This is a genomic window from Streptomyces sp. R302, assembly GCF_012927245.1.
In the GTDB taxonomy this organism is placed as follows: domain Bacteria; phylum Actinomycetota; class Actinomycetes; order Streptomycetales; family Streptomycetaceae; genus Streptomyces.
The window spans coordinates 222,569-247,519 of record NZ_JABBGE010000010.1; the positions used below are offsets into that span (position 1 = coordinate 222,569).

Annotated in this window: 20 protein-coding genes and 1 riboswitch; of the genes, 11 read left to right on the plus strand and 9 right to left on the minus strand. The window is 74.1% G+C overall.

Translation table 11 applies throughout. The features are described from left to right. Positions 1-64 precede the first annotated feature (64 nt). From HHL19_RS29495 to HHL19_RS29520, 6 genes are all read left to right on the plus strand, one after another. Complete coding sequence (locus HHL19_RS29495; RefSeq protein ID WP_346768581.1) at positions 65-1,567, plus strand: hypothetical protein; 1,503 nt, start codon at positions 65-67, stop codon at positions 1,565-1,567. Position 1,568: 1 nt separating this feature from the next. Beyond that, positions 1,569-3,614 carry a family 43 glycosylhydrolase gene (locus HHL19_RS29500; protein WP_169093414.1) on the plus strand — a complete coding sequence of 682 codons (2,046 nt, stop codon included), beginning with the start codon at positions 1,569-1,571 and terminating at the stop codon, positions 3,612-3,614. A gap of 510 nt (positions 3,615-4,124) precedes the next feature. After that, positions 4,125-4,925 (plus strand): serine/threonine protein kinase, encoded by an 801-nt coding sequence (locus tag HHL19_RS29505; RefSeq protein ID WP_206325895.1) that lies wholly within the window; start codon positions 4,125-4,127, stop codon positions 4,923-4,925. Then, a complete protein-coding gene (locus HHL19_RS29510) occupies positions 4,922-6,331 on the plus strand; it encodes a serine/threonine-protein kinase (RefSeq protein ID WP_169093415.1) in 1,410 nt (469 codons plus the stop codon). The genes HHL19_RS29505 and HHL19_RS29510 overlap by 4 nt, the downstream gene beginning before the upstream one ends. A gap of 94 nt (positions 6,332-6,425) precedes the next feature. Continuing rightward, positions 6,426-8,915, plus strand: coding sequence for a penicillin acylase family protein (locus tag HHL19_RS29515; protein ID WP_169093416.1), 2,490 nt, complete (start codon positions 6,426-6,428; stop codon positions 8,913-8,915). Beyond that, positions 8,912-9,988, plus strand: a complete 1,077-nt coding sequence (locus HHL19_RS29520) for an alpha/beta hydrolase-fold protein (protein WP_169093417.1) — start codon at positions 8,912-8,914, stop codon at positions 9,986-9,988. Before HHL19_RS29515 ends, HHL19_RS29520 begins: the two co-directional genes overlap by 4 nt. A 134-nt stretch (positions 9,989-10,122) precedes the next feature. Here HHL19_RS29520 and HHL19_RS36895 read toward each other — a convergent pair whose 3' ends face one another. The 7 genes from HHL19_RS36895 to HHL19_RS29555 form a co-directional block, all read right to left on the minus strand. Beyond that, on the minus strand, positions 10,123-11,679 hold the full coding sequence (locus tag HHL19_RS36895; RefSeq protein ID WP_206325909.1) for a M23 family peptidase: 1,557 nt from the start codon (positions 11,677-11,679) through the stop codon (positions 10,123-10,125). A gap of 129 nt (positions 11,680-11,808) precedes the next feature. After that, positions 11,809-12,912, minus strand: a complete 1,104-nt coding sequence (locus HHL19_RS29530; RefSeq protein WP_240981965.1) for a BTAD domain-containing putative transcriptional regulator — start codon at positions 12,910-12,912, stop codon at positions 11,809-11,811. Positions 12,913-13,030: 118 nt separating this feature from the next. Then, positions 13,031-13,603: an antibiotic biosynthesis monooxygenase gene (locus tag HHL19_RS29535; protein WP_169093419.1), complete on the minus strand. Its 573-nt coding sequence runs from the start codon at positions 13,601-13,603 to the stop codon at positions 13,031-13,033. Positions 13,604-14,447: 844 nt separating this feature from the next. After that, positions 14,448-15,272, minus strand: a complete 825-nt coding sequence (locus tag HHL19_RS29540; protein WP_169093420.1) for an ABC transporter ATP-binding protein — start codon at positions 15,270-15,272, stop codon at positions 14,448-14,450. Beyond that, positions 15,269-16,270, minus strand: a complete 1,002-nt coding sequence (locus HHL19_RS29545; protein ID WP_206325904.1) for an iron chelate uptake ABC transporter family permease subunit — start codon at positions 16,268-16,270, stop codon at positions 15,269-15,271. The genes HHL19_RS29540 and HHL19_RS29545 overlap by 4 nt, the downstream gene beginning before the upstream one ends. A 92-nt stretch (positions 16,271-16,362) precedes the next feature. Then, positions 16,363-17,424 (minus strand): ABC transporter substrate-binding protein, encoded by a 1,062-nt coding sequence (locus HHL19_RS29550; RefSeq protein WP_169093422.1) that lies wholly within the window; start codon positions 17,422-17,424, stop codon positions 16,363-16,365. Between the two features lie 90 nt (positions 17,425-17,514). Beyond that, positions 17,515-17,640: riboswitch (cobalamin riboswitch) on the minus strand. An 88-nt stretch (positions 17,641-17,728) separates the two neighbouring features. Then, the gene (locus tag HHL19_RS29555) at positions 17,729-18,112 is read right to left on the minus strand and encodes a metalloregulator ArsR/SmtB family transcription factor (protein ID WP_169093423.1); all 384 of its coding nucleotides are present in this window, start codon (positions 18,110-18,112) and stop codon (positions 17,729-17,731) included. 95 nt (positions 18,113-18,207) lie between these two features. Between HHL19_RS29555 and HHL19_RS29560 the strand changes: the two genes are divergently transcribed. From HHL19_RS29560 to HHL19_RS29570, 3 genes are all read left to right on the plus strand, one after another. Beyond that, entirely contained in the window at positions 18,208-20,253 is a 2,046-nt protein-coding gene (locus HHL19_RS29560; RefSeq protein WP_169093424.1) for a heavy metal translocating P-type ATPase, read from the plus strand. After that, positions 20,253-20,672, plus strand: coding sequence for a (2Fe-2S) ferredoxin domain-containing protein (locus HHL19_RS29565; RefSeq protein WP_169093425.1), 420 nt, complete (start codon positions 20,253-20,255; stop codon positions 20,670-20,672). The genes HHL19_RS29560 and HHL19_RS29565 overlap by 1 nt, the downstream gene beginning before the upstream one ends. Positions 20,673-20,740: 68 nt before the next feature. Continuing rightward, complete coding sequence (locus tag HHL19_RS29570; RefSeq protein WP_169093426.1) at positions 20,741-21,382, plus strand: hypothetical protein; 642 nt, start codon at positions 20,741-20,743, stop codon at positions 21,380-21,382. 477 nt (positions 21,383-21,859) lie between these two features. On the opposite strand, the gene HHL19_RS29575 is transcribed toward HHL19_RS29570, so the two are convergent. After that, complete coding sequence (locus HHL19_RS29575; RefSeq protein ID WP_169093427.1) at positions 21,860-22,144, minus strand: hypothetical protein; 285 nt, start codon at positions 22,142-22,144, stop codon at positions 21,860-21,862. A 206-nt stretch (positions 22,145-22,350) separates the two neighbouring features. Here HHL19_RS29575 and HHL19_RS29580 point away from each other — a divergent pair, with 206 nt between their 5' ends. Further along, positions 22,351-22,650: a DUF1876 domain-containing protein gene (locus HHL19_RS29580; protein ID WP_169093428.1), complete on the plus strand. Its 300-nt coding sequence runs from the start codon at positions 22,351-22,353 to the stop codon at positions 22,648-22,650. Positions 22,651-22,797: 147 nt separating this feature from the next. On the opposite strand, the gene HHL19_RS29585 is transcribed toward HHL19_RS29580, so the two are convergent. Further along, positions 22,798-23,394, minus strand: coding sequence for a CBS domain-containing protein (locus tag HHL19_RS29585; RefSeq protein ID WP_169093429.1), 597 nt, complete (start codon positions 23,392-23,394; stop codon positions 22,798-22,800). Positions 23,395-23,583: 189 nt separating this feature from the next. Here HHL19_RS29585 and HHL19_RS29590 point away from each other — a divergent pair, with 189 nt between their 5' ends. Then, a complete protein-coding gene (locus HHL19_RS29590; RefSeq protein ID WP_169093430.1) occupies positions 23,584-24,873 on the plus strand; it encodes a YncE family protein in 1,290 nt (429 codons plus the stop codon). Positions 24,874-24,951: the final 78 nt, after the last annotated feature.

Here is a 24,951-nt window from a genome sequence, read left to right on the forward strand (position 1 = left end):
GCGGCGCGCCCACGCGGCGCGCCGCGCACCTCTGACGTACCACCCCCACCCAAGGAGACCGCAGGTGACGAGTGTTCGACGCCCCGCAGCGGGCGGCCCCCGGCCCCGGCCCTCCCGACGCCGTGCCCCGCACCGGATCGCCGCGTCGGCCCTCACGTCGCTGCTGCTCGCCGCCGGCGCCCTCGCCGGCGCGTCTCCGGCGCACGCGGCCGGGAGCGATCTGTGCGCCCAGGTCGGCTACCAGGCCGGTTTCCGGGGCGAGGCGCTGGTGACGGCCGTGGCCGTGGCCCTCGCCGAGTCCAGCTGCAACCCGCTGGCGTCCAACACGCAGAACAACTCGCCCGCCTCCACCGACCGCGGCCTGTGGCAGATCAACGACTACTGGCACTCCGAGGTCGACGACGCCTGCGCCTACGACGCGCAGTGCAACGCGCACGCGGCCTTCGACATCTCCTCCGGCGGTACGAACTGGCAGCCCTGGTCCACCTACAACCAGAACCTGCACGAGCGGCACCTGGACGAGGCGCGGGCCGCGGTCGACCGGCTCGGGCACCCGGGGGAGCCCGGGCCCGCCCCGCTGGTGTACCCGGCCGAGTCGGGCCGGGTCGTCTCCGCCCGCTCGGCGGACGGCCGCCTGGAGGTGTTCGCCGCGGGCGCCGACGGCGTGCACCACGCCTGGCAGGTCGAGGTGAACGGCGCCTGGTCGGCCTGGGAGCCGCTCGGCGGTCCGGCCGGCGCGGAGCTGGCCATCGCGCCCGACGCGGACGGCCGCCTGGAGCTCTTCGCGATCGACGGGAACACCTTCCAGCACCGCTACCAGGTGTCCCCGTCCGGCGGCTGGTCGGGCTGGGAGACCTTCGGCGGGGGCGGCACGGACGCGGCGGCAGGGGTGAACGCCGACGGCCGGATCGAGGTGTTCGCCTCCGGTCCCGCCGGTCTGTTCCACAAGTACCAGACGGCGCCGAACGGCGGCTGGTCGGAGTGGGAGCCGACCGGGGGCGGGCCCGCCGACGCCCGGGTGGAGATGGAGAAGTCCCGCGACGGACGCCTCGAGGTATTCGCCCTCAACGGGGACGTCTTCCAGCACCAGTACCAGACGTCCCCCAACGGCGGCTGGTCCCCGTGGGACGCCTTCGGCGGCGGCGGGCACGACCTGACCGTGGACCACAACGCCGACGGACGCCTTGAGGTCTTCGCCTCCGGACCGGTCGGCGTCTTCCACAAGTACCAGACCAGCCCCACGAGTTGGTCCGAATGGGAGTCGACGGGAGGGCCCGCGGACGCGCGCCTCACGAGTGAGCGCAGCCCGGACGGGCGGGTCGAGGTCTTCGCGATCAACGGCACCACCGCCGCGCACACCTGGCAGACCGGGGTCAACGCCCCGTACAGCGCCTGGGAGACCTTCGGCACCGGCGGCACGGAGGTCGCGGCCGCCACGAACGCCGACGGCCGGATCGAGGTCTTCGGAGCCAACCCCACCGGCACCTTCCACCGGTGGCAGACCGGCTTCTCCACCTGGTCGGCCTGGGGCTGGGTCAACGACTCCGCGGGTCCGGGACTCGACTGACATGCGGCCGGTCAGCAGACGGAACCTGCTGCGGGGCGCCGCAGCGGCGGGGGCCCTTCCTCTCCTGGGCGCGACCCCTGCCCCTGCCGCTCCCGCCCCCACCATGCCCTTCCCGCCCGCCCGTTGGATCGGCTCGGGTCCCTTCACCCACGTGTACGACGCCTCCACCTCCACGGCGCGGCGCTACCTTAACGACCACACGCTCATCAAGTCCCAGGACCGCTGGCACCTGTTCAGCATCGTGGGGAACAGCGCACCGCCCGGCGAGTCCCCGGACAGCGGCGCCGAGACCGCCTTCGCGCACGCCTCCGCGCCCACGCCGTACGGCCCGTGGACCACCCACGCCGACGCCCTCACCGTCGACCCCGCCTACCACGGCGAGGAACACCTGTGGGCGCCGCACGTCGTCGAGGCGGGCGGCAGGTTCTGGATGTTCTACGCGGCGGGCGGACAGGGCGGGCAGGGCGGCGCGGCGGTCAACCTCGCCACGTCCACCGACCTGTCCACCTGGACGCGCGAACCGTCGGGGCCGCTGTTCCGGGGGCTCGCCGCCCGCGATCCGATGGTGCTGCGGGTCGGCGGCGAGTGGGTCATGTACTACACGGAGCTCTCGGGCCCGGGCGGCCGGCACATCGTGGCGTACCGGCGCTCCGACGACCTCGTCCACTGGAGCGCCCCGGGCACCGCCTTCGCCGACGCGAGCACGGACGCCACCGTCTCGGTCACCGAGTCGCCGTACGTGGTGGAACGGGACGGCTGGTACTACCTGTTCATCGGCCCGAGGGGCGGCTACGAGGGGACCGACGTCCTGGCGTCGCGCGACCCCTTCCGCTTCGACCTCGCGGGCTGGGCGGGCCATGTGCCCGGACACGCCGTCGAGGCGGTCGCCGACGGCGATACCTGGTACGTCACGGCCGCGGGCTGGTTCCGGCAGGGCCTGTACGTGGCGCCGCTGGAGTGGCGGGACACGCCGCCGACCTGGCAGAGCCCGGACAATCCGGTGGCCGGCCTCGACGCCGCCGGCCGCCTGACCGTCTTCGCGCTGGACGCTGCCGACCGCTCGATGCTGCGGCGCGTCCAGCTCGACCCGGCCGCCGACCTGTGGTCGGGGTGGGAGCGGTTCGGCGGCCCGGCCGGCGCGGTCCCGACCCTCGGGCGGGGTGCGGACGGACGCCTTGAGGTGTTCTCGCTCGCTCCCGGCGGCGTGAACCTGCACCACCGGGTCCAGCGGCCGGACGGCGGCTGGTACGACTGGGAGGAGTTCGGCGGCCCCGCCGGTGCCGCACCCGCCGTCGCCCGTGACGCCTCGGGCCGTCTGGAGGTCTTCGCCCTGGCGCCCGGCGGCACCTCCTTCGCGCGGCGTCGGCAGACGGCGCCGGGTTCGCTCGTCTGGGACCCGTGGGAGCCCGGCTTCGGCGGTGCCGCCGGGGCGCCGCCGGTGGTCGGCGTCAACGCCGACGGCCGCCTCGAGGTGTTCGCGCTGAGTCCGGGAGGTGCGGGCATACGCCACCGGTGGCAGGAGGCGCCCGGGGGAGCGTGGACACCGGCGTGGCACTCGTTCGGCGGCCCGGCCGGCACCGCGCCGCGCGCCGCACGCGACGGCAGCGGCCGGCTGACGGTCGCCGCCGTCGGTCCCTCCGGCGTGGGCACCTTCACCCGACGGCAGTCCGTGCCGAGCGGCGGCTGGGACGCGTGGCTGCCGCTGTTCGGCTGGAGCGCGGGCGCCCCCGCCCTCGCCGTCAACGCCGACGGCCGCCTCGAAGCCTTCTCGCTGACGCCCGGCGGCGCCCGGCTCGCCCACCGCTGGCAGCTCTCCCCGGGCGGAACGTGGGACGCCGGGCGCGAGTTCGGCGAACCGGGCCTCCGCCTCGCCGCCACGCCCACCGCCGCCGTGGACGCCACGGGACGGATCCACGTCTTCGCCGTCACCCCGGAGGGCGGGGTACGGACCCGTGTCCAGGCGCGGCCGAGTGGCGAGTGGCAGCCGTGGACCGCGTTCGGCGACCGTCCGATCGCCCCCGTCGTCGCGGGCGCCCCCGTCCCCTGAGTTCGGGGGCGCCGCCGGTCCCGGCGTACGGATCGCGCCACGCGGCGGATGGCGAAAGGCCCCCGAACAGGCCGGAAGGACCGCGGGGGAGGCCCGGCCGACCGCCCGGGGTCGTGACCTTTCCCACCTTGCGGACGGGAGCGGGGCCGTTCGGCGGCCCCGCCCCGGACGCGACGCCGTGCCGAGCCCGAGCGGTCCGCCGAGACCTCGTACGCGCGGGCGACCTCCGGAACACCTGCTTCCGCCGCCCGGAAAACTGGAAAAGCGTTCTAAAAGCTGTCTGTCGCCGAGGAAGGAGGTGTCTCCCGTCACAGACGGCGTCCCGCCCCCGGCCGCCGTCCGGCGCCCCCCGGGACCGCCTCGCCGGGTCGCCGGAGCAGACCCCGACCCGGCCCCGGAGCGGCCCGGTCCGAGGCCGCCGCCGGGTGGCCGAAGCGTGCCGGTACACCCCGGTAAGGGGTGGGTATCGTTCCGCTCGTCCGGCAGGCGGGCGATGCGGAAGGGGGCGCGATGAGCGGCGTGGTCGTACATCTGCCGCGGGGCGGCGGAGGCGCCGACGGCGGCGAACTGCGGGCCGAGGCGGTGACGTTGAGGCTCGGTCCCGGCGAGGCCGCGCGCTTCGGCCGCGGCTCCCCGGGCACACCGGTCGAACTGCGCCTCGCCGACGCCGCGGTCTCCCGGCTCGCCGGGGAGATCCGCGTGACCGACGACCACTGGCAGCTGACCAACCACAGCGACACCCACACCTACCTCGTGGAGAACCCGGAGGGGGCGGGCGAGTACCTCAGGGTCCCGCCGCGCCGGGTCGGCGCACCCGTCCCCTTCGAGTTCGCCCGGGTCGTCCTGCCCACTCGGGGCGAACTCCCCGTCGCCTTCCAGGTGTTCGCGCCCGACCACGTGTACCTCGACCCCGGGGCCGTCGGCGGCCCCTGGGAGAGCCGCACGGTCACCGCGTACTCCCTCGACGAGACCGCCACCTACTTCCTCGTCCTCGTCGCGCTCTGCGAACCGCGGCTGCGCGACCAGTCCCGCGTCGCCGTCCCCACCACGCCCCAGATCGTCGACCGGCTCCGGGCCCACGCCGACCGCGCCCCGCTCTCCGCGCGGGCCGTCAGCTCGCACATCGACTACCTCGCCGAGGAGAAGCTGCGCATCGACGGCCGCGCGCAGGGCCAGGGCGACCGCCGCAACGGCAAACGCGAGGAGATCGTCGGGCTCGCGCTCCGCTTCGGACTCGTACGGGAGGAACACCTCGCGCTGCTGCCGCCCGCACCCCGGGCGGCCGGACCCGCCCGGAACGCCGCGCGATGACCTCCCTCCACGTACGCGCCGACACGCCGGGCCGGGACGACCTTCCGGAAGGGCTCCCGCCCGGCCGCCGGGTGGGGGAGTGGGAGGTCGTCGAGCAGATCGGCACCGGCGGCTGGTCCACGGTCTACGCGGCGCGCCCGGCTCCCGGCCACGCACGGACCGGCTCCGCGGCACGGCCGCCGGAGACCACCGCCGTCGCCCTCAAGATCATGCCGACCGCCGGGCTCGCACCCCTCCAGGCACGCAGGATCGTGGAGTCGGCGCGCCGCGAGGTCGCCCTCGGCCGCGGGGCCGGACACCCCCGGCTGATCGGCCTCCTGGACTCCTTCGCGCTCTCCGCACCGGACCACCCCTCGCTGGACGGCGCCATGGTGCTCGTCATGGAGCGGGCCGCCGGCAGCCTGCGCGACCTCCTCGACGCGGGCGCCGCCGAGGCCGACCTCGACCGCGTCGCCACGGGCATCTGCGAAGGGCTCGCCCACCTCCACGGCGCGGGATGGGTCCACGCCGACCTCAAACCGGAGAACGTCCTCCTCGGCGAGGACGGCTCCGTGAAGCTCTCCGACTTCGGCCTCGCCACCGAACTCACCGGCACCCACGCCTACGTACCGCCCCTCGGCACGCTCGACTACATGCCGCCGGAACGCCGGCGGGCTCCCCTGGGAGAGCTCGGGATCCAGGTCCGCACCAGCGCCGACGTCTGGGCCCTCGGCATCGTCCTCCACGAGCTCTTCGCCGGCGGCGCCCGGCCGTTCCCCGGCGCCACGCCGATCGCCCGGAGCGCCGCCGCCCAGGAGTACGCGGCGGGTCGCGCCCCCCTCCGCCTCGACCCCGCCGTGCCGCCGTTCTGGCGCGGCATCGTCGCCGACTGCCTCGCCCCCACCCACGCCTCCCGCGCCCCGCACACGGCCGAGAGCCTCCTCGCCCGCATCGCCGCCCGGCGGCCCGACGGACCCGGAGCCCCCCGGCGCGCGTTCCGCCGCGGGACCCGCGCGGCGGTACTCGCCGCCGTCCTCTGCGGCACCGGCGCCGCCCTCTGCGCCGACACGACCGGGCACGGCCCCGGCGCGCCGGCCGGCACCGTCCGGGTCTTCAACGCGGAGCGCGGCTGTCAGGAACGGGCCGACCGCGACCGGCACTGCAGCCTCGGCCTGGCGATCGACCCCCACCGCCCCTACACGGCCGAGAACGTCGTACGGACCAGGGTCTGGCACGGCGACCTCCTCACCGTCGACTGCCGCGTCGACGACGGTCAGCCCATCGTCGACGAGGAGGACACGCGGTCCACCCGCTGGTTCCGCGTCCGCCTCTCCCACGCCTCCGTACCCCCCGACGCCTGGCTCCCCGCCGTCCGCACCAGGGACAGTCCCGCCCTGCCGGCATGCCGCCCGCCCGCCTCCCGCTGACCGTCACCGGCCGGTGCCTCATCGGTATTTCATCGCCCCTTCCTAGCGTGGCCGCGTCCGGACGCAGACCCGGACCTCACGGAGGGGCGTAACGATGGCACGGAGAAGACGAAGGGCGAGACTGCCGGTGGCGGTCGCGGCCCTGGCGGCGGTGGCGAGCACCATCGCGGCCGGCGGGACACCGGCCGGTGCCGCCGCGACGGCACCGGAGCGGCCGACGATCCGCTACACCGAGTACGGGATCCCGCACATCATCGCCTCCGACTGGGAGGGACTGGGCACGGGATACGGATACGCGGCGGCCAAGGACAACATCTGCACCCTGGCCGACACCTATCTGATGGTCAACGCCGAGCGCTCCCGCCACCTGGGGCCCGACGGCAGGACGAGCCCCGGCCAGAACCAGAACACCACCACCAACCTCAACAGCGACCTGTACTTCCAGCGGATCAAGGACGACGGCGTCGTGGAGCGACTGCTGGCCCAGCCGGCGCCCGACGGTCCTGAACCCCAGGTCGAGGAGGCCATCCGCGGCTACGTCCAGGGATACAACCGGTACCTGGCGGAGACGGGCGTGGAGAACCTCTCCGACCCGGCCTGCCGCGGCGCGGCCTGGGTACGGCCGATCACCGAACTCGACGTCTACCGGCACGCCCACGCCGAGATCATGATGGGCAGCGCCGACCCGCTCCTCGACGGCCAGGTCACCGCCGCGCCCCCGGGGGCGTCGGCGGCGGCGGTGCCCGCGCCCTCGGCGGAGGAGCGCGCGCGGACCGCGAAGAAGACGGCCAAGGCCATCGGCGAGGCGCTCGCGGAGAGCCGCCGGCAGGGCATGGGCAGCAACGCGCTCGCGGTCGGCTCGCAGGGCGTCTCCGGCGGCACCGGCATGCTCCTCGCCAACCCGCACTTCCCGTGGCACGGCAAGAACCGCATGTGGCAGAGCCATCTGACGATCCCGGGCGAGGTGAACGTCTCCGGGGCCAGCCTCCTCGGCCTTCCCGCGGTGAACATCGGGCACAACGACGACGTCGCCTGGAGCCACACCGTCGCGACGGTCGCGCCGTTCGGCCTCTTCGACGTGCAGGTCGACCCGCTGAACCCGACCATGTACCTGGTCGACGGCGCCTGGGAACGGATGAAGTCGCAGCAGGTCTCCGTCGCGGTGCGCAACGCGGACGGCACGACCGGCACGGTCACCCGGACCCTGTGGTCCACCCGCTACGGGCCCATCACCACCTCGATCCTCGGCTACCCGCTGCCCTGGGTCGTCAGCGCCCACGCGGTACGCGACGTGAACCGGGACAACCTGCGCGCCCTGAACACCTGGTTCGGTCTCGACCGGGCGAAGGACGTCCACGAGGTGGTGGACGTCCTGGAGACCACCCAGGGCGTCCCCTTCTTCAACACGGTCGCCACCGACCGCAAGGGCAACGCGCTCTACGCCGACATCCAGGCCGTCCCGAACATCACCGACGCGCACGCGCAGTCCTGCCTCACCGAGACCGGCAAGCTGCTGTTCCACCAGGCGCTGCCGCTGTCGAACGTGCCGCCGGTCTCCATCCTCGACGGCAAGCGCAGCGCCTGCGACTGGCCCGACGACCCGAACGCGGCCGCACCCGGCCTCCTCGATCCGGCGAAGCAACCCCGCCTGATCCGCACCGACTTCGTCGGCAACGCCAACGACAGCCCCTGGCTGCCCAACCCGGAGCAGCCGCTGACCTTCCCCCGCGTCATGGGCGACATGGCCGCGCCCCGCTCGCTGCGCACCCAGGAACTGCTCCTGACCGCGCGGAAGCGGATCGACGGGACCGACGGCCTTCCCGGCCGGGGCTTCACGCCGGAGACCATGGGGAAGCTGCTCTTCGCGGACAACAGCCGGGCGGCGGACCTCACGCTCGACACCACGGTGGCGGCGTGCCGGGCGGTCGCCTTCGGGCTCGTCCTGGTGGACGGCAACCTCGTCGACATCAGGGAGGCCTGCCCGGTCCTGGCGGGCTGGAAGAGCCACGACTACACGGCGGACAGCCGGGGTTCCTGGCTGTTCGCGAACTACTGGCACCATCTGCAGGGTTCACAGCGCCTGGAGAAGCTGCCCTGGCGGGTCCCGTTCGACGCAAACGACCCGGTGCACACGCCCAATTCGCTCGACGGCGGCAGCTCCGCCGTCCGCGACTCCCTCGCGCGGGCCGTGCTCGCCATGCGCAAGGCCGGCATCCCGCTGGACGGGGCGCTCTCGGACGTGCAGAGGATCACCCGCGGCGGCGAGCAGATCCCGGTCCACGGCTCGTACGGAGTCCTCGGGGTGCTGAACGTGATCGAGCCCGGCCAGGTGGACGGCAGGCTCGACATCGTCTTCGGATCCAGCTTCGTCCAGCAGGTGCGGTTCACCGCCGAGGGGCCGCCGGAGACGTACTCCGTCCTGGCCTACTCCCAGTCGGCGAACCCGAACTCGCCGCACCACGCCGACCAGACGAAGTTGTTCGCGGCCGGCGGCTGGGTGACCGAACGGTTCACCGAGGAACAGATCGCGGCCACCCCGGACCTGAAGGTCGTGGTCCTGGACACGAAGGGAACAGCACGATGAAGAGGACAACGCTCTGGTGGAGGACGGCGGTGGCGTGGGCGGTCGCCGCCGTGGCCGTCATCGCGCCCGTCGGCTCGGCCCGCGCCGACGCCGGCACCACCCCGCCGAACCTGCCGGACGGTTTCGGCCTGACCCAGGTCGCGCCCGCCGTGGGCGACGCCCACGCCTTCCACCTCACGGTCACCACGCCCCAGGTGTCGGGCGAACAGCACATCAAGATCATTCTCCCGCGCGGCTACTACGACGACCCGGAACGGCGCTACCCGGTCCTGTACTTCCTGCACGGCTCGCCCGACGACCCCGTCAACCAGACCTACCCGGCCCTGTCGATGTCGGACCGGATGATCACCGTCATCCCCGACGGCGGCGCGCGGAGCTGGTACGCGAACTGGCTCAACCAGAAGACCGTCCTCGGCGCCCAGAACTGGGAGACCTTCCACCTGGAGCAGGTGATCCCGTTCGTCGACGCGAACCTGCGGACCCTCGCGACCAAGAAGTCCCGGGCGGTCGCCGGCATCTCCATGGGCGGCTTCGGGGCCTTCCACTACGCCCAGGCCCGCCCCGACCTCTTCGGCCAGACCGCTTCCCTCTCGGGAGACATCGACCTGTCGGCCAACTCCATGGACCTGCGCATGGCCGTCGTCGCCTCCGTCACCGACGCCATGGGCGCGGTGTGCGCCTCCTCGTCCGGCTACTGCGACCCGGAGAACTCGGCGTACAAGCCCGGCGTGGACAGCGACGCCCTGTTCGGCTCGCCCTACCCGGTGTTCAACGTCGACTGGCGGTGGAACCAGGTCGACCCGTCGCAGCACATGGACCGGCTCCGGGGCATCGGCATCTCGATCTACACCGGCGACGGCGGCGGTTCGCCCCTGAACCCGGAGTTCTGGGTCTCGGGCGCGTCCAAGAACGTCAAGGCCCGCCTGGACGCCCTGGGCATGCCGTACTACTTCGTGAACTACGGTGACGGCTCCGGCTGGGGCACCCAGTGCGACGGCGGCCACAACTCCGGTTGCTGGACGCAGTCCCTGCTCGACCTGATCCCCAGGCTGGAACGGGCCTTCGCCTCCTGACCGTACGGTACGGGCGCCCGTCGCCGCCCCGCTCCCGACCGCAGGGGAGCGGGGCGGCGACGGGCTTCCCGCCACGGCGTCCGACCGACCGGTGGGACCGGTGGGGCCGGTGGGGCCGGTGGGACCGGTCAGGGTCAGGGCATCGCGGGCCCGGAGCCGTTCAGCCAGGCCCATTCCGACCAGTCGGCGAAGCTCGTCTGCCAGCGGTGGTAGACGCCGGCGTGGCTGGTGCCGAAGACCTCGATGCGTCCGTCGGCGTTGGCGGACGCGGCGATCTCGGTGCCGCCGCCGCCGAAGGTCTCCCAGGCCGAGAACGGCGCGTTCCGCCCCGTCTGCCAGGAGTGGCTCGCCGTCGTCGCGTTGATCGCGAACACCTCGACGCGGTCGTCGACCGTCCGCGCGGTGGTCAGCTCGGCGTCGGGGATCCCGCCGGTGCCCGTCCACTCCGACCACGAGGCGGGACCGGTCTGCCACTTGTGGAAGACGCCGTCGGCGTTCGAGGCGAACACCTCCAGACGGCCGTCCTGGTTGTGGCTGACGGCGAGGTCGTGCCCGCCGCCGCCGAAGTTCTCCCAGCCGGACCAGCCGCCGTCGACGGCGGTCTGGTACAGGTGGCCGAAGGTCGAGTCCGACAGGGCGAAGACCTCCAGGCGCCCGTCGGGCGCGGACTCCATGGCGAGCCGCGAGAGCGCCGGGCCGCCGGCGACGCCCTCCCAGGACGACCAGCCGCCGCTGGGCGCCGTCTGCCAGCGGTGGAACACGCCGTCGGCGTTGGACGCGAACACCTCGACGCGGCCGTCGGCGTTGGCGCCCGCGGCCAGCCGGTATCCGCCGGTGCCGAAGTTCGCCCAGCCGGACCAGCCCGCGCTGGGCGCGGTCTGCCACATGTGGTCGAAGGTGGCGTCCGAGAGCGCGAACAGTTCGAGCCGGCCGTCCGCGTTGGCCGCGAGGGCCAGCTGCGCATTGCGCGGGCCGCCCTTGAACTGCCACGGCGACCAGCCGCCGTTCACCTCGGTCTGCCAGGAGTGGTACACGCCGTCGGCACCGGCGGCGAAGGCTTCGAGGCGTCCGTCGGCGGACCGCGCGGACACCACCCGGCCCGAGCCGTTGGGGTGCGCCCTGCGCGTCTCGGCCTCGTCGACGATGTTGTGGTATCGCCGGGCCTTGTAGTCGCCGTTCGGATGGCCGTCGATCGTGGCGGCGCCGATGTTCCCGTAGAAGTGCCCCGGCGGTTCGACGCCGCTGGAGCCGCCGCCGAAGCTGTAGTAGGAGAAGCCGCCCTGGTCGTCCACCCACTCGTGGAAGACGATCACGTGGTTGTAGAACGAGTTGAGGATGTCACCGGCCCGCAGCTCGCCGCGCGCGATCTCGTACGAGAAGTTCGGCAGGCCCTGCGTGCTGGGGTTGGCGTCGAGGTGCCAGGCCATGGCCACGAACCCGGAGCAGTCGGTGCGGTAGTCGTAGTCGCCTCCGGGGCCCGGCCAGTAGGCCCTCTGGCTGTACGGCGGCGCCTGGTCCACCCAGATCTGCGCACGCTGGATCACCTCGCTCCGGGTGATCGGGCCGCCGCGGTCGGAGGCGGCCGCGGCCGTGACGCGCGCCGCGGCGGGCGGCGCGACGCCGGCCAGCAGCAGCGCGCCGGCCAGCAGGGGAAGGAGGAACCCGCCCCACCATGATCGTGACTTCTTCACTCGGACCTCCCAGGTCGTCGGCGGCCGACCTTAGGAAGGGGCGATGAAATACGGATGGAATGGCCGGGGGGGAGGAGGGACGGCGGGGCTCCCGGTCCGGGAGCCGGGGACGGCGCTCCACGCGCGAGGTCAGGCGAACGGCATCGACGCGTCCGCACCCACCGGCCGGCCGAGCCCGGTCTCGTCCCCGCACAGGATCATCCGGCGGGTCCGGCGCAGCAGCATGCTCGGGGTGACCCCCAGGTCGTCGGCGAGCCGCCGGCAGGTGCGGTCGAACACGGCGAGCGCCTCCGCCTGCCGGCCGGTGCGGTACAGGGCGCGCATCAGCAGCGCCGCGACCGGCTCGTTCCACGGCTGCTCCGCGGACAGCGCGAACAGCTCGGCCACGGCGTCCGCGCACCGGCCGAGCCGCAGTTGGCACTCCGCCTTCCACCGCGCGAGGGCGATCCTGCGCTCGCCGAGCCGCACCCGCTCCAGCTCGGCGAGCGGCCCGGGCAGCCCGTCCAGCGGCTCGCCCCGGAACAGCCCGAGCGCCCGCGAGCAGAGGCGTACCACCTCGGCCGGATCGTCCGCCCGGTCCGCCGCCCCGACGGCGGCCACCAGCTTCTCCAACCGGGCCAGGTCCACGTCGACCCTGCCCGGGACCAGGCGGTAGCCGCGGCGCCGGTCGTGCTCGATGACGGTGTCCGGTCCTTCGTCGGTACGCAGGGTCCCGCGCAGCCGGTAGACGTACACCGGCACCACGTTGGCGGCCGGCGGCTCCATGCCCCAGATGCCGTCGAGGAGTTCCTGCCGGCTCAGCGTCCGCCCCGCCTCCATCGCCAGCGCGGCCAGGACGGCCTGCTGGCGCGGATGCCCCAGACCCAGTGGCCGTCCGTCCCGCCACGCCCGCAGCGGGCCGAGGACCGAGATCCGGATCTCCGGCGCGCCGTCCCCGCGGGTACGGGCCCGCGGCACCGACCGGTCCGCGGGCCGCGCCCGGGGGCCGTGCCCCGGCGCGACCAGGCCCGCGTCGAAGGCGTGGACGATCGCGGCGGCCCGGTCCCGCAGACCCAGCTTCACGAGGATCCGCGCGAGGTGCTCGGCCACCCTCTCCTCGGGGAGGGCGAGCGAGGCGGCGATCTCGTCGTCCCGCAGGCCGCAGCCGACCGCGGTCAGCACCCGGCGCTCCAGCGGCCCGAGCGCGACGGCGGTCGGCCGGCAGGTGGGTCGGCCGGTGGCGGTCGTCGGCAACATGCTCCTCCGGCTCCGTGCTGCTCGTTCGGGCGGGCTCCGCCGACACGGTAGGAGGAGGCGCGGACGCCACGGCATCCGGAACGATCCGGAGTGACGGCCGTCCGCCACGGGGTGACTACGGGGTGAGCCAGCGGCGGAGCACTCTGCTGACGGCCGGCATCGACACGTACGTCATGAACACGTTGAAGACGCAGGCGGTGACCAGACTGCCGAGGAGGAGGGGGAGACCGGTGAGACGGGGCGTCAGGAAGAGGCCGCCGAGGACGGAGATCGGGTAGATCGCCAGGGTCGCGCTCACCGCCATCTTCCAGCGCGGCGGCGCGGGCCGGGTGGAACCCGGCTCGGCGAACCACGTCTCCATACCGGTCAGCTTCCGCCGCGCGATCTCGGTGTGGTGGTGCCCCTCGCAGTCGGCGAACCAGGCCGCCCGCTCCGGCGACTCCTGCCAGGTCCGGCAGGCCTCCGCGTCCCGGAACCGGTGCACCAGGAACCAGGGGGCGTCGCCGCCGGAGGAACGGAAGAGCCCGTACCCGAGGTGGCCGGGGAAGGTCGCGGCGGTGTCGAGGATGCCCCGCGCCCACGACTGGAACGAGGCCTCGTGGCCGGGCTCCACCCGGCGGGCTATCAGCAGGGTCACCTCGCCGGTGTCGGCGGGGACGGTGGCGTGCTCAAGGCTGACCGCGGTCAACTCGACTCCTCGTGATCTCACCGCGCCCGCGCCCACTCTACCGACGAGCCGGAACCGGACAGGCACGGGAAGGGCCGCACAGGACGGGACAGGCCCCGACGCCCGAGGTATGCCCTTGACGTGTGCCCCCTCCGGCGAGACCCCGATTCCCGGCCGCCACGGCGCGGCGGGCGGCGGTTCCTGCTCGCCGTCCCGTTCGGACGGCGTGACGGAGGCCCGCGACGACAGCCGCGCCTTCTACCCCCTCTCGGAACGCCTCGCGGCCTGGGGCGGCGCCGGGGACGACCCGCCGGCGCTCCTCCCGGCTGCCGACCGACCTCCGGACGTACGCGGGCGGCCACCTCGGCGACGACGCGGCCCTCGTCGCCGTACGGCGGACCGGCCCCGGATCCGGCCCCCGCGTGAGGTCTTCTCCCCCAGGCGCGTTCCACGGTCTCGCCCCGGGCGAGCATGTCGCCCCGGTCGGTGGCGAAGAAGGCCTTCCGGGTCCGCGTCAGGATCTCGGCGGCCCGCTCGGCGAGTCGCCGAGCCGCAGCCGGAGGACACCGCTGCGGACCTCGACGTAGAGGCGGACCTCGACGTAGAGGCGGTGCGACTCCGCCCCCGCCGCGAGGGCCGCCTCCGCGTCCGGTGCCGCGTGGTGCCTCGTCCACCGGTCGTACGGGCGCGCTCCTGGCCGGCACGGACCGCCGACCCGAGCACGGTCTTCTCCTGGTAGCGGTGGCCGACGACGCCGCCCGGCAAGGTTCCGATGACGGCGATGGCCGCCGCGATGATCCCCGACACGGCGACGGTCGACCCTCCGGCGGCCCGCCCCGACAGGGCGCGAACGGGCCACCGTCCGTCAGTCGTCCCGACGCGCCGTGCCCAGGAACCGGATGTGGGGGCGGCCGTCCGGGTCGGGGTGGGTGACGGCGGCGCGGACCCCGTAGACGTCCGCGACGAGCCGCTCGGTGAGGACCTCGCGGACCGGCCCGGCCGCCACCACCCGCCCCTCGCGCAGCACCACCAGGTGGTCGCAGTGCATCGCGGCGAGGTTGAGGTCGTGCAGCGCGACGACGCAGGTCAGCGGCAGGGCCGAGACCAGGGCCAGGAGGTCCAGCTGGTGCTGGATGTCGAGGTGGTTCGTCGGCTCGTCGAGGAGCAGTTCGCGCGGCTCCTGCGCGAGGGCGCGGGCGATCTGGACGCGCTGGCGCTCGCCGCCGGAGAGGGTCCGCCAGGTGCGGTGGGCCCGGTCGGTGAGTCCGGTGCGGGCCAGGGCGGACCGTACGGCCTCCTCGTCGGCGGCCGTCGCGGGCGACCAGGCCCGGCGGTGCGGGATGCGGCCGAGGCGTACGGCGTCGGCCACCGTCAGGTCCACCTGCGTGTCGGCGTGCTGCTCGACGACCGCGACGCGCCGGGCGAGCGCGCGGCGCGGCACGGCGGAGAGCGGCGCGCCGTCCAGGGTCACGACCCCGGCGTCCGGTGCCAGGACGCCCGCCAGGACGCGCAGGATGGTGGACTTCCCCGAGCCGTTCGGGCCGAGCAGCCCGGTGAGCGTGCCCGGGCGCGGCGCCAGTGTCACGCCGTCGAGGACCAGGGCGCCCCCGGCCGTCCGGGAGACCCTGTCGGCGCGGAGCCCCGTACCGGCGTCGACGGGAGGGGTGAGGGCCGGCAGTGTGTCGGTCATCGGCTGCTCCGGGTGCGGTACAGGACGACGACGAAGGCGGGGACGCCGATCAGCGACGTCACCACGCCGACCGGCACCTCCTGCGGGTCGAGGACCGTACGGGCGAGGGTGTCGGCCCAGACGAGGAAGACGGCGCCGGCGAGCGCCGTCAGCGGCAGCAGCCGGGCGTGTCCAGGGCCGGTGAGGGCGCGGACCGCGTGCGGCAGGACCAGGCCGACGAAGCCGATCGCGCCCGCCGAGGACACCAGGACGGCGGTCAGCAGGGCGGTCACGGCGAGGAGGACGAGGCGGGTCCGCGCCACGGACACGCCCAGCGTCGCCGCCGCGTCCTCGCCGAACGCGAAGGCGTCGAGCGTACGGGCGTGTCCGCCGCACACGAGGAGCGCGCCGGCGAGGACGGCCGCGCACACCGCGACGTCGGTCCAGTCCGCCCCGCTGAGCGAGCCGAGCAGCCAGAAGAGGACGCCCCGCGTGGTCTCGGCGTCGGCGGCGGTCATCACGACGAAGGAGGTCAGGGCGGAGAAGAGCTGCATCGCCGCGACCCCCGCGAGGACGACGCGGTCCGTCGACCCGCCGAGGGTGTGGCTCAGCAGCAGGACGAGGGCGAAGGAGCAGACCGCGCCCAGGAAGGCGCCGCCGGTGACGGACACCAGGCCGCCGCCGGCGCCGAGGACGACGACCGCGACCGCACCGGTCGACGCGCCGGAGGAGACGCCGAGGACGAAGGGGTCGGCGAGCGGATTGCGCAGCAGGGACTGCATCACCGCGCCGCAGACGGCGAGCCCGGCCCCGCACACGGCGGCGAGGAGGGTGCGCGGCAGTCGCAGGTCCCAGACGATGCCCTCGCGGATCGCACTCAGTCCCGACGGCTCCCCGCCGAGGTGGGAGGCGACGACGGACCAGGCGTCGGCGACCCGGATGTCGGCCGGGCCGATGGTGACGGCGAGCGCGACCGAGACGCAGAGGAGAGCGGCCCCGACGGCCCCGGCGAGCGGCATGAGCGGCGTGCGCGGAGTGAGCGCGCGGGAAGAGCGCGCGGAGGTCGCTTCGCGCGCCCGTGCCGAGGTCACGTCGCGCACCCGTGCCGAGGTCACTTCGCGAACCCGTGCGCGCGCAGGGCCGCGGCCAGCTGCTCGATGCCCTCCACGGTGCGGATGGTGGGGTTCATGGCCTGCCCGCTGAGGATCACGTACCGCTTCTTCCGGACCGCCGTCATGTTCCGGGTGACCGGGTGCGACTCCAGGAACTCGATCTTCTTCGCGGCGCTCTCGGCCGACTGGGCCCTGCGGGTCAGGTCGGCGATCACCAGCACGTCGGGGTCGCGGTCCACCACCGTCTCCCAGTTGATCTGCGGCCACTCCTCCTTCGTGTCGTCGAAGACGTTCTTCACGCCGAGCGTGCCGCTCATGATCCCCGGCGCGCCGCAGCAGCCGGCCATGTACGGCCCCTGGGAGTCGGAGAACCAGTACAGGACGGACGCGTCGCCGAAGTCGGCGCCCGCCTTGGCCTTCTCCACCCGGGCGCGGAGCTCCCCGACGAGTTTCTCGCCGCGCTCCGGCACCCCGAAGACCCGTGCCAGGTCGCGGACTTCGCCGTACACGACGTCCATGGTGAGCGGCTCGGTGCGCACGCCGTCGCCGTCGCCGCCGTTGTCCTTGCCGACGCAGTCGGCGGGGGAGAGGTAGGTGGGGACGCCGAGCTTCGTGAACTGCTCGCGGGGCGCCACACCGCCCTTGCCGAGGGTGTAGAGGAACGAGGCGCTGACGAAGTCGGGTTCGGCGTCGAGCACCTTCTCGAACGACGGGTAGCGCTCGGCGAGCCGGGGCACGGACGCGTTCGCCTTCTCCAGACCCTTGAGCACCGGGTCCGTCCAGGTGGCGGTGCCCGCCATCCGGTCGGCGAGGCCGAGGGAGAGCAGGATCTCGGCCGAGCCCTGGTCGAGGGCGACGGCCCGGCGGGGCGCTGCGGGGACCTCGACCCGCTGTCCGCAGTTGTCGAGGCGGACGGGATACCCGGCGGCGTCCGTCCCCTTCGCTCCGGACGGGCCCGGCGACGCCGTCCCGCCGGAGCCGCAGCCGGCCACGAGCACGGCACCGGCCACGAGCAGCGCGGCGGAACGGAAGGGGCGAGGGGCAGGGTGTGCGAAGGGCACGGGGAAGAGTCCTCTGCGTCACGGCTCATGCGCGGAGCCTGATGTACGGTGCTCCCCGGGCGCCGTACGACCGCCGCCCGGGCCGCCAGCAGGTCTTCGGACTCGGGGTCGTCCGGACGGAACGCCTTCCCAGACCCCGCTCGGGGCCCAGTGGCCGATGTCCCGCCCGTCACCCTCACCGCTGCGCGTCAGCTCCGGATTCCCACCGGATTCCCTGACCCGTGCGCGTACCGCGTGGATACGTGCAGAGGTACGACTGGCCTCGGCAAATTACCACAGCGGGATCTTGCCCCTTTTCTACGGGCTACTGGCCGGTGCCGGACGACGCGCCGAGCTCGGCCGGCAGGTCGCGGACGCCGAGGCGCAGGTGCTCGACGTGGTGCAGCGCCTGGTCGAGGAGTTCGGCGACGTGGTTGTCGTAGAGGGCGTAGACGATCGAGCGGCCGTGGCGCTCGCCCGTCACCAGTCCGAGGTTGCGCAGCAGGCGCAGTTGGTGGGAGCAGGCGGAGGGCTCCATGCCGACGGCCGTCGCCAACTCGCCGACCGAGGAGGGCCCTTCGCGCAGGCGCGCCAGGATGTACAGCCGCGAGGGCGTGGCGAGGGCCTGGAGCGTCGCGGCGACGTCCGTGGCGCCGACCGCGTCGAGGCGTTCGCGGGTGGTGCTGGTGGCAATCGGTCCGTGGCCCATGTGACCATGATACGGAAGACACCTGAAGACCTATTCATGTGTTCCTGTATGGTGGGCGCATCGTCCCACCGGCCCCCGTGAAGGGTTGCTTCGCCATGTCCTCAGTCCTGCGGAGCCCCGGGCCGCAGACCCCCGTCGCCCCGTCGTCGCACCCGGACCGCGTACCGCCCCGACGGCGCACCCGCGTCCTGGCGCTGCCCGAGGCCCGCTGGGCGCTCGCGGCCCTGCTGCTGTTCCTTGCCGCCCTCCCGCTGTACCTGCTCGACGCGCCGGCCTGGCTGTGGGGCCCGCTGTTCGCGGCCACGTACGCCACCGGCGGCTGGGAGCCGGGCTGGGAGGGGCTGAAGGCCCTCGGGGAACGGACCCTGGACGTGGACCTCCTGATGGTGGTCGCCGCGCTCGGCGCCGCCGCCATCGGGCAGGTCCTCGACGGCGCGCTGCTCATCGTCATCTTCGCGACCTCCGGCGCGCTGGAGGCCGTCGCCACCGCCCGGACCGCCGACTCCGTACGCGGCCTGCTCGACCTGGCGCCGGAGACGGCGACACGGCTCGCGGACGACGGCACGGAGGAGGTCGTCCCGGCCGGCTCCCTCGCCGTCGGCGACGTCGTCCTCGTCCGGCCCGGCGAACGGATCGGCGGCGACGGCCGCGTGCTCGACGGCGCGAGCGACGTCGACCAGGCCACCATCACCGGCGAACCGCTGCCCGTGGCCAAACAGCCGGGCGACGAGGTCTTCGCCGGCACCCTGAACGGCTCCGGTGCCCTGCGCGTACGGGTCGAGCGCGACCCCTCCGAGTCGGTGATCGCCCGGATCGTCGCGATGGTCGAGGAAGCCGCGGGGACCAAGGCGCCGACCCAGCTCTTCATCGAGAAGGTCGAACAGCGCTACAGCCTCGCCATGGTCGCCGTCACCCTGCTGATCTTCACGATCCCGCTGCTCCTGGGCTCCGACCTCCGGTCCACCCTGCTCCGGGCCATGACCTTCATGATCGTGGCCTCCCCGTGCGCCGTCGTCCTCGCCACCATGCCCCCGCTCCTCTCCGCCATGGCCAACGCCGGCCGCCACGGCGTCCTGGTGAAGTCCGCCGTGGTCATGGAGCGCCTGGGCCAGATCGACGCGGTGGCCCTCGACAAGACCGGCACCCTCACCGAGGGCACTCCGCACGTCACCGACGTCCACCCCCTGGCCGCCCGGGGTCACGACGTGGACGCCCTCGACGCCGACGTCGAAGCCTTCGACGCCGAAGACTTCGACGCCGACGCGCTCCTGCGGTTCGCCGCCGCGGCCGAGTACCCCAGCGAGCACCCCCTCGCCCGCGCCGTCGTGGAAGCGGCCCGCGCGCGGGGAGTGGAGCCGCCGGCGGCCGAGGACTTCGCCTCCACCCCCGGCACGGGCGTCACCGCCACCGTCGACGGCCGGACCGTCGCCGTCGGCAGCCCCGCCCGCCTCCTCGGCGACCCCGCGCACCCGGCCGCCGTCCTCGCCGCCGGACTGGAGGCGGAGGGGCGTACCGCCGTCGTGGTCACCGTCGACGGACGACCGGCCGGTGTCCTCGGGATCGCCGACCGGCTCCGCCCCGGGGCCGCCGCCGCGACCCGCGCCCTCGCCGGACTGACCGGCCGCGCGCCGGTCCTGGTCACCGGTGACAACCCGCGCGCCGCCGCCCGCCTCGCCGCCGACGTCGGCATCACCGACGTACGGGCCGGGCTGCTGCCCCAGGACAAGGTCGCCGCCGTCCACGAGCTCCGGGACGCGGGTGCCAAGGTCCTGGTCGTCGGGGACGGCGTCAACGACGCCCCCGCCCTCGCCGCCGCCCACATCGGCGTCGCCATGGGCCGGGCGGGCTCGGACCTCGCCCTGGAGACCGCCGACGCCGTCGTCGTACGTGACGAACTCGCCGCCATCCCCACCGTGGTGAACCTGTCCCGCAGGGCCCGCGCGCTCGTGATCCAGAACCTCGTGATCGCGGGAACGTTCATCGCCGTGCTGGCCGTCTGGGACCTCGTCGGTACGCTGCCCCTGCCCTTGGGCGTCGCCGGCCACGAAGGCTCCACCGTCCTCGTCGGCCTCAACGGCCTGCGCCTGCTCGCCGACGGCGCCTGGCGCCGTTCCCGCCCGACCCCCCACCAGGAGACGTGATGAGCCGCCGCACCGACAAGCGCAGGACAGCCGTCGCCGGCGCGTCCGCCACCTGCACGGTGACCGTGTGCCGCGGCTGCTGCTGCGGCACGCCCAAGATCCCCGGCGTCGACCACGCGGCCCAGCTCGCCGCCCTGCGCCGCGCCGTGCCGGACGGCGCCCGGGTCCGGGTCACCGGCTGCCTGGACTCCTGCGAGCGGGCGAACGTCGTCGTCGTCCAGCCCTCCGCCGCCGGACGGGCGGCGGGCGGCCGCCCGGTCTGGCTCGGCCTCGTCAACGACCCGGACGCCGCCCAGGACATCGCCGACTGGATAGAGGCCGGCGGCCCCGGCCTCGCCGACCCCCCGGGCGTCCTCGACCTCTACGCCTTCAGCCCGTCCCGCCGCGTCCGCGCCGAACTCCCCGACGCCGAGGCGTAGCGACACGAGCAACGACGCATCGACATAAATAACTGTCGTAATGACATTGCGACAGTTAGAGTTGTCGTATGAGCGATGCGACAGGGGCGGGCATCCCGACCCCCGACAAGACCGACGACGACTTCTGGGCCGCCTTCGCGAACCTGGTCGAGCCTCCTTGGAGCGAGCCCACCCAGGACGACGCCTTCACCATGGACGAGCGGGTCCACGAGGCGGTCCGTGCCCTGGCCGAGCGGATCTCGACCCGCCTCCTCGCCTACCGCGCCGAGGGCAAGGCGCACGATCCGGTCCTCATGGCCGCGCCCGACGTGCAGCTGGCCGTCCTGCGGTCCCTGTACGAGGCCAAGCGGTCCGTCGACCGGCTCGCGGAGTCCGCCGCCACCGTGGCGGGCCGCAGCGGGGCCAACTACGCCCAGCTCGGCGCCGCTTGGGGCGGGATCAAGCGCCAGTCCGCCCGTGTCAAGTGGCCGCACGCCGTGGTCAGGAAGTCCTCCGCCGAGTCCATCCCGCTCCACTACGCGGGCGGCACCGCCGTCGTCCACCACGACCCCGACGCCGACGCCTGGTGGTACGCCGCCACCGCCGCGGACCAGGCGGAGGAGGAGTCCCAGCCGGTGCACGGCACCTACGCGGAGGCGATCGCCGGGGCGACCGAGTTCCTGCTCGCGCACGCCCTTCCCGACGGGGAGCGGCAGGAGCCGCCGGCCTGAGCCGCGGGCGGCGGGCCTCGGTCGTGCGCGAGGCGCCCCCGTCCGGGCGAGGGTGACGCCCAGCTCCCGACAGGGCCCTCGACCTCGCCCGAGCGGACCGAGCCGCCCGGCCCGGCGATCGTGGCGACGCCGTGCCGGTGGGCTGGGTGACGCCGTCGCGGAAGGGCAGCAAACCGCCGGAGGCGGAGGTGACCCCGGCCGGAAGCCCAGTCCCTGGACGAGCGGGTGTCGGCGCAGCCACCAGGTGAGGGTCCGGCCGCCGCAGGCCCCGTCGGTGAGCGTGCCGACGGGCGCGGCGGTGAGCGGGTCCGGGCCCGAGCGGGACCCGGTCGCCCGGGCGGTCGACGTCGGGTCCGAGGATCGGGCCGTTTCCCCGCGGTGCGCCACGTGCGCCGGTCACGACCCGTGATCACGATACGAAGCGGCTGCCGGGCAGGGGTGTTGAGGGACCGGGGATACGCGGCGGGCACTCGGAGATCAGAGGAAGCCACCGTCACCGCCACCGCCCTCGTCCCGGTCCCGGTCCGTACGGCGGCCGCGCTGGGACGGCGGTGCGGGATAGCGGGACAGCAGGGCGTCGATCTTCGCGAGGGCGGCGGCCGTGGCCATGAGGACGACGGCGGTGGCGGCGAGGCCGATGCCGGGGTGCAGCCCGCTCGCGTGCAGGATCACGCCGATGCCCAGGCTCGCGGGGACCCCGAGTCCGGCCACGACGACCTGGAGCACCTCCAGCCGTTTCCGGGCGCCCGACCGGCCGGCCATAGCGGTACCCCTTCGCCGTGACGTGTCCGTGCTCCGTGCGGGGGGTGGTTCCCGCGCCACCCGTGCGGAACACGCGCCTCCGCGCTCCGTCGCTCCCCGTGCGCCCCGGCCCCGGCGGGCGGATCCTGGAAGGAGCGGGGGGAGCAGCGCCCCGGGCGCCGCAGGGCGGCCCCGGCGGTGCCGACCGGCGTGCGAGGAGGCAGACCATGACGCGGAACCTGGAATGGAGGGTCGGCCTGGAGCTGAGCGAGGAGGCGGGCCGCACCGAGGCCGAGGCCCGGCTCGACACGGGGACGGCGACCTTCACGGGGCACGGATCGGCCCGTTGCAACCCGACGGACACCGACGTGCCCGTGATCGGCGACGAGCTGGCCGCGAGCCGGGCCATGAAGGACCTGGCGGGCAAGCTGATGCGCGAGGCCAACCGCGAGATGGAGGCGGTGGGCGCCGGGACCGTACCGTCGCGCACGGGTCCCGGATACGGCTGGCCGGAGGCGGTCTCCTGAAGAGCGTGGCGCCCTGAGGAGCCCGCCGCCAGGCGGGCCACGGCCCGGCGTGCGAGCCGCACTGCTCCCGCCGGGCCGCGGTCCGTCCCGTACAGCCTCCCCCTCGGCGCTGGCCTTCCGCCCTTCCGCCCTTCCGCCCTTCCGTGGTTACGCTTCGGGCGTCTCGACCACCAGGTGGTCGACGACCTCGACCACCCCGTCCACCGACTCGCAGAGCCGTACGAGCATCGGTCCGAGGTCCTTCCGCCCCAGGGTGCCGCTGAGCGTGACCCGGCCCTCGTCGACGTCGATGTGGACGGCGGCGGGGGAGAGGCCGAGGATGCGGACCACGACGTCCTCGCGGATCTCCTCCTGGATCGACCGGTCACGGCGCAGGAAGAGCTGGAGCAGGTCGCTGCGGCTGAGGACGCCGATGAGCCGTCCGTCCGCGTCCACGACCGGCAGCCGCTTGACGCGGTGCCGCTCCATGAGCCGGGCCGCCTCGACGGCCGTCCAGGACGGGCGTGCGGTGCGCACGGGGCTCGACATCATCGCCTCGGCGGTGCTGGGGCCGTCCTTGGCGGTGTGCCGGCGCAGCAGGTCCGCCTCCGAGACCACGCCCACGGGCCGGTTCTCGTCGTCGACGACCGGGACGGCCGTGATGCCGTACTCGTCGAGGAGCCGCGCGATCTCCTTGAACGGTGTCCCGCGCTGGACCGCGACCGCCGTCGGCGTCATCAGGTCCGCGACACTGCGGTTCCTCATCGTCCGTTCCGTCCCTTCTGCGGGTGATGGTTCCATGATCCCGCATCGGCTCGGGAGGCGGTACGGCCGGGGTGGCCGAAGGAGGGGGGAACAGGGGTGCGGGAGACGTCTTGTGGGCGGCGCGGGTCCGTGGTTACCTGCGGGTTACCTCCGGTAAGTCGCTGTCCCCACACGGAAGAAGGCTGCCCCATGCCCTCGGCTCGTACGACCCGGACCCGCCGTATCGCGGTCGCCCTCGCCGCCTCCCTCACCGCCTCCCTCACCCTCCTCGCCCCCGCCGTCGCCGCCCCCGCCGCCCTCGCGGACACCGCCCCCGCGAAGGCCGCCGACGCGGCCCTGCGCGAGGTCATGTTCGTCGGCAACAACTGGGACGGCACCGCCGATGTCATCGCCTCCCGCGGCGACTTCCACCGCATCGGCCGGGTGAACGTCGTCCCCGACAAGGAGGAGCGCCTCCGCGAGATCTACCTCAACCCCGTCAAGCTCGCCTTCTTCCTCGGCGTCCGCAGCGGACCGGGCGAGGGCCACGACCAGTTCGTCGACGACATGTACGCCACCCCCGACGGCGGCTCCATGGTCGTCTCCCGCCCCAGCTTCGCGGACGTCGTCTCCATCGACCTCCGCACCGGACGCGTCAACTGGCGCTTCCCCGTGGCTGGTTACCGCTCCGACCACATGGCGGTCTCGCCGGACGGCACCCGCGTCGCCGTCTCCGCCTCCACGGCGAACACCGTGCACGTCCTCGACATCGCCACCGGCCGTCAGCTCGGCAGCTTCAAGACCGGCGACAAGCCCCACGAGAACGTCTTCACCGCCGACGGCCGCCTCTGGAACATGTCGATCGGCGAGGTCACCACCGCCCTCGACGCGCCCTGGCTCGACTGGACCAAGGGCGACCGGAGGATCACCGTGGTGGACGCGACGACCTTCGAGACGGTCCGCGTGATCGACATGCGCTCCCGCCTCGACGCCTTCGGCCGCGACGACCTCTCCGACGCCGTCCGCCCCCTCGTCTTCACCCCGGACGAGAAGAAGCTCTACTTCCAGGTCTCCTTCCTCAACGGCTTCCTGGAGTACGACGTCGAGAGCGACCGCGTCACCCGCCTCAAGGCCCTGCCGGGCAACCCCGACACCGACCCCGACCGCACCACCTGGGTCAACGACTCGCGCCACCACGGCCTTTCGATCAGCCCCGACGGCAGCAAGCTCTGCGTCGCCGGCACCATGGACGACTACGCGACCGTCGTCGACCGCGCCACCCTCGCCCAGGGCCCGCTCGTCCCCACCAGCAAGCCCTACTGGGCCACCGTGAGCGGCGACGGCAAGGCCTGCGTCGTCTCCGAGAGCGGCGCCGACCGCGTCAGCGCCATCGACTTCACCACCGGCGAGCGCGTGGCTTCGGTGGAGGTGGGCGACCACCCCCAACGAGTCCGCCTCGCCCACGTACCGGCAGACTGGACGGGCCCGACCGAGGGCTGACCCCCTGCCGACGGCGTCCCTTGCCGGGCCAGGGTTTTCCGCGTCTGAACCCGCACCTGCCGTACGGCTCCGTACGGC